This window comes from Pseudoalteromonas sp. UBA6610 (assembly GCF_002433295.1).
Classification (GTDB): domain Bacteria; phylum Pseudomonadota; class Gammaproteobacteria; order Enterobacterales; family Alteromonadaceae; genus Pseudoalteromonas; species Pseudoalteromonas atlantica.
In genome coordinates, this window is sequence record NZ_DJHW01000022.1 from 78,231 (window position 1) to 84,230 (window position 6,000).

General features: G+C 38.1%; 3 protein-coding genes. All 3 read left to right on the forward strand.

The annotated features are described in order from the left end of the window. Positions 1–129: 129 nt before the first annotated feature. The 3 genes from B4F91_RS03350 to B4F91_RS03360 all read left to right on the forward strand — a co-directional run bounded on the left by B4F91_RS03350 (position 130) and on the right by B4F91_RS03360 (position 5,926). The gene (locus B4F91_RS03350; protein ID WP_004586301.1) at positions 130–1,368 is read left to right on the forward strand and encodes an AAA family ATPase; all 1,239 of its coding nucleotides are present in this window, start codon (positions 130–132) and stop codon (positions 1,366–1,368) included. Between the two features lie 15 nt (positions 1,369–1,383). Beyond that, positions 1,384–2,346 carry a transcriptional regulator gene (locus B4F91_RS03355; protein WP_286939043.1) on the forward strand — a complete coding sequence of 321 codons (963 nt, stop codon included), beginning with the start codon at positions 1,384–1,386 and terminating at the stop codon, positions 2,344–2,346. Positions 2,347–2,782: 436 nt separating this feature from the next. Then, entirely contained in the window at positions 2,783–5,926 is a 3,144-nt protein-coding gene (locus B4F91_RS03360; protein WP_286939044.1) for a DEAD/DEAH box helicase, read from the forward strand. The last annotated feature ends 74 nt before the right edge of the window (positions 5,927–6,000 follow it).

Below are 6,000 nucleotides of genomic sequence, written 5' to 3' on the forward strand. Positions count from 1 at the left end.
ACTAAGCAATCTTAAAGGTGTAAAAATATTTTTAAATGTCTTGTTATTAAAATGCATGTCGCCTTAAATAGTTGTTTACAGCTATTTGAATGGACATTATACTAACTGCCTAACTTTGAGGAAGAAAGTATGTCTATCAATAATAACGCGCTAAGTACTTACCGGCTTTTAAAAGCAACAGCCGAAGTTGCTGAAAAATCTTTAAAAGGACGCATACAACACTATCGCGCTCATCTTAAATCAGAAGAAAAAGAATTAAGAACTTACACCCAAAAAGCGGCAGCAGATTTATTAGGGTGTAATAATCGTACCTTAAAACGTCGTCATGACAATGGTGACTTTGATGATTTAAATATTAAGCGTGGTGCAAATGGGCACTATGCGTACACGTTAGTTAATATTTTTGCGATGGCCGATATCATGGATATTCAGCCAGATCACCGCACTGCTAACGATAAACTCCAAGTTATTGTTATTAATTCACTTAAAGGTGGCTGTGGTAAAACAACCAGTATGGTTAATATTGCTGCTGCATTGGCGACGACTAATATCAAACGTTATCGTATTGGTATTATTGATTTAGATCCTCAAGGTTCGTCTTCTAGCTTTTTCCCTTCTAATGATCACGACCCTGTTACGGTAGGCGACTTAATGCGTGATTGTATTGATTTAGACGAAGGCGAAACCTGGCCAGAGTTTGTTTCTAGTGCTTTTGTGACTACGCATATTCCTAATATTCGTGTTTTACCCTCAGGTATGGATGATTTTTATTTTGAACACGAGACAGCAACACTTTTAAAAGACACCTCTAATTACGAACAAACACGTCATTATCATAAGCTTTTAGAAAAGGTTATTGAGCCGGTTAAAGATGAATTCGATATTATTTTAATCGATACCGCTCCTACACTTAACTTTATGTTTTATAATGCTTTAATGGCCTCTACGGCGATGCTTATTCCGGTTCATCCAGAAGCTGTAGATTTTGATGCTAACAATAAATATTTAAAGCGTTTAGGTGAGATTTACCACACAGTAGCGGCACTTGGTCATGAAGGTTGGGACTTTATGCAGTTTTTAGTGACCAATTACGTTAAGGGTAATCATTCACAGCGCGATATTGTTAAAGATGTACGTAGTGCGTTTGGCCGCCAAGTAATGAGCTACCCAATTAATCACAGCTCGGCAATTACGGCTAGTTCATCGTCTTTTAATACCATATTTGATCAAAAAGCATCGGATAGTTTAGCAAGTCGCGAGTCATTATTACGCGCGCAAGAAAATATTAAAGATGTTGTGGACGAATTAGAAATGCTTATTCGTTCTAATTGGGAGTCAACCCAATCATCACTTAACAACACTAAGTAAGGATGTTACATAAAAATGGCTACAAAACGTAAAAACGACACCCGCTTAGATCCATTTGCAACTGCCGTAGGCAATAGCAGCCTTGATGCATTACTTGAGCAAGCAAGCGCTGGTGATGTAATAAGAATGCCTGCGCCAAGCGACCCTACACGCGAAATAACCTTAGTGTGTAAAGTTATTGCTCATGCAGATATTGAATCTAGCACCACGGTTTACGGTAAAAATCGCCGTGTACAAGCGCTATTAAACGAAAAGTCGGTTTCTGATATTTTACCTGCAATCAGTGAAGATGGACGTAATCAACACCCTGCTTTACTTTGGGATCAGGGAAATACTAACTTAGTACTTGCCGGTTCACGCCGTCGAAAGGCATGTATTTTAGGTAATGCCGATTATTTAGTTTTAAGCTCTCCAGATTTTACCGATCAAGACGCTAAAATTTTAGCTGTATCTTCAGATCAGTACATAGCCCCAAGCCTTTGGGAGCTAGGGCAAGCTTATCAACAAACTAAAAACGATCTTATTGAGCAAGGTAAAAAAGGCTCTTATCGCGAAATTGCCGCTATTGAAGGTGTATCGCACACCGCAATTGCAGATGCCATTAAAGCGTACGAGCAAATCCCCGCTGATGTTATTTCACTTTACCCAACGGCTAATCACGTAGGCAGAGAAGTCGCTAAAAAGCTTGTTAGTGCAAAGGAGCGCGACGAGCAGGCGTTTAACGCCCTAGTTAGCGAATTACATACAGACGATGAGATTAACGCCATTACAAGCGACGACAAACGCGCTATGGCAATTACTAAACGTTTAACTACCGAGCCTAGCGTGGTTGCTAAACGTGAAGCTGTATTTGAAAACAACTTTATAAACGTACAACGTAATTTAAAAAGTGGTGACGTATCTATTAAAATAGATAATAAAGTATTGACTGAAAAACGCTTAGAACAACTTACTAAGCTGTTAAGCGCGTTTAATTAGCCCCTTATTACTTAGTAAAATAGTGATCTTAAAAGCCTGTTAGGTTAGTTAAATTCTGATCTAATGGGCTTTTTACTTAGTAAAATCCTGATCTTTTTTGCTATTTATAACCTATAAATCCCTCATTTTTGCTCTAAAGATCACATTTTTACCAACTGAATTTAGTTTTTACGACTATTTGATGCTGGATCTTAATTTGTTAGTAAAAAACTGATCTGTAAAGCCCCGGCATTGTTAATAAATTGTTTGTAACATGTGTGTTTGCTGTTTACCTATTCTCGTATTGGCAGATAAAGTGTCATAAAGTACGTATAAACCGATTTTTTACTAACCTAGCAGCTCCAACCAGTTTATATAACGTTAATATTGCTTTTGCTGTGCGCAGTTAAAGAATATACTGGCAGAATTATTTTAAAAATTTAATACTTAGAGTGACATGTCTGCTAACTTATCAAAAAATGATTTACTGGCTATTTTTGAAGAAATAAAAAATGAGCAGGCAACCTTGTTCCCTCTTTCTGAGCGCTTTATAAAAAAGCTGTTTAGGCCAAACGTGCTCGATAAAGGCAAAGAGTATTATAAAAACGGCCAAATTAGTTGGTTAGAGCACAGCAGTGATTTTGCTGTTATTGATTCAACGGTACAAGGCGACACCGGATCAGCATTTAACCAACGCATTGAGATCAGTAAAGTACCTACTGGTTACTCTGTTGATACGCATTGTACCTGTAATGCTAAAACCAAATGTAGGCACTTAGCCGCTGTATTATTTAAACTTAAAATAGAGCACTCAGGTGAATACGGAGAAGACTACTTTATTAACGATTGGTTTAGTGAACTGACAGCACTTAAAAGTGTTGATGCTAAAGCTCCTTCGCAAGTTCTTTTATTTGTATTAGACATTGAAAACAATAAAGTATTTTTAACGCCAAAAATTGCCAATTACGACAAAAATAATAATTACACGCTAGGGCGCAATTTAACTGAGCAACAATTAAATAGCTTTGTAACTCCAAACGATTTGCTCGAAAGTGACTTTAGACTCTTTAGTTGGATTCGCTCGCAAAATGCAGTGGGTAATTTAGAGCTAAAAGGTCAATGGGGCTTTAGCGCTTTACAACAATTAATTGCCACCGACCGTTTATTTTTACAACGCTCTCGTGTTGCTATTAAAGCGCAAACTGGGCAATCGCTTAACTTTAATTGGCAGCAACAAAACGAGTTATCGCAATTAATTATTGAGCTTGAACACAGTAAAAATTGGGCATTGATAAAAACCACGCCGCCCGCTTATTTAGACCTCGATCACTTTAAAGTCGGCCGGATCAGAACACAGCTTAGCGCCGACGAAATAGCACATTTACAATCAATTCCCGCACTTCACGATGCTAATTTTGATCGCATTTATAAACAACTTGCCGACAATTTTGGCGCCGGTGTTATTCCGCATCCGAATAACGAACAAGTCAATGTTAAGCAACTTGGTAATGCTGTTTTAAAAGCCACTATGGATGAGCAAGGGCTTAAAGTTTCGCTATTATTTAAATATAAAAATAAAAATTATTTAGCGGGAACAGCACCAGCGAGTTTAATAAATAGTGCATTTGAAAACACAGTAACAAATGAGTTAGTAAATTTAGGTTTTGAGTTTTGTAAAGGGGGTTTACAAAGTGAGTTTATATTTAATAAACAATCACCTATACATTTACATTGGCTTGTTTACGAAGTATTCCCTGGCTTTAAAAGGCGTGGCTGGCAGGTAACTCAAACTAAAGTAAATGTAGCCGACCCCCAAGGGCACGTTACACTCGATGTAAACCGTGCTGCAGGTCACCAAATGCATTGTAAAGTGCAATTAAGCGATGCCAAAGCCGCTGTACTTTTTAATACCGATGATGCCACGTATCAATCGTTAAATCGTCAAAGTGAGCTGTTTTATTACTACCCTGTTGGGCGTCAATTTGGTGTTATTAGTAAAGCCGCCATTAATTTACTGACCGAATTTAAACAACGTTTTGAATTTGTTAAAACACGCGATGAATTTAATATCCCGCTTTCTTATTTACCTGAGCTGGTAAAGCATACCGCAGTTACTATAGACCTTCATGATGACTCATTGGAGCGTTATCTTGATGAGTTAAACAACACCGAGCAGGCAATGCCCGTGGTGCCTTTACACGGTTTAAATGAGTCGGTAACACTACGTGAATACCAGCAACAAGGCGTTGATTGGCTTAGCTTTTTAAAGCGCCACCAATTAGGCGGCATACTCGCTGATGACATGGGGCTTGGTAAAACGCTGCAAGTTATTGCCTTTTTGGCCAGCAGTTTTAATCGCCCGCAAGCGGGCCCTACCCTTATAGTGTGCCCTACAAGTTTGGTAAGTAATTGGCAAAACGAAATAACCAAATTTGCTAAAAGTCTTAAAGTAACCACTATTTTTGGCTCGCAACGTAATGAGCCTTTACAACATTTAGCGCAAGCGCAGTGTATTTTAACTACTTACCCATTATTAAAGCGTGATATTGCTTATTACTCGCCACTTTATTTTGAAAATATTATTTTAGATGAAGCGCAATATATTAAAAACGATACTGCACAAGTCTCGCGCTTAGTTAAGCGTTTAAATGCCGACTTTAAGTTATGTTTAAGCGGCACGCCAATCGAAAATAATTTGTTTGAGCTTAAATCGTTACTCGACTTTGCAATGCCTTCATTACTAGGCTCGCAAGCCCACTTTAAACAGCACTTTCAAACACCTATTGAGCGCGAAGCCGACTCAGAGCGAGCTGAGCAACTAAAAGCGCTTATTATGCCGTTTATATTACGCCGCACAAAAGCGCAGGTAGCTCAAGAGCTGCCACAAAAAACAGAGCTGTTAAAAGAGTTTGAGTTTGAACCTAAGCAAAAAGATATGTACCAAGGTATTACGCGCGCCTTAGAAGAAAAGCTCATCGACTTATTTGCTGAGCAAGGCGCACAAAAAAGTAAGCTCGCATTTTTAGAAGCGCTACTAAAGCTAAGGCAAATTTGTTGTCATCCAAAATTAATTGAGCCAGAAACACAAGCAGGTTCAGCAAAATTAGAATGGCTAACTACGCATTTGCCATTAATGCTAAGCCTTGGTCGTAAAGTGATTATTTTTAGTCAATTTACCTCTGCGCTCGATTTAATTGCAGAGCGTTTAAACGATATAAATATCAAATTTAGTATGCTAACTGGGCAAACGCGTCATCGCGACAAAGTTATTGACGAGTTTACCAGTGGCAAAACCTCGGTGTTTTTAATCAGTTTAAAAGCAGGCGGTACTGGGCTTAACTTAACTCAAGCCGATACCGTTATTCACTTTGATCCATGGTGGAACCCGGCTGTTGAAAAACAAGCCACCGATCGTGCTTATCGTATTGGCCAAACAAATCCAGTGTTTGTTTATAAATTAATTATGAGTAACTCAATTGAGCAAAAGGTATTTAAAATGCAGCAAGATAAGCAAGCGCTTGTTGATGCATTATTTACCGATAAATCAATGAGCTTTACTTCGTTTGATGAGCAGCAAATGTTATCACTTATAAAAAGCTAATTTTTTTACTTAGCATGTGAACTAATTTAACCAAACGGCGTCTATTATATTGCTTGTTGAATAATTGCAGTTAT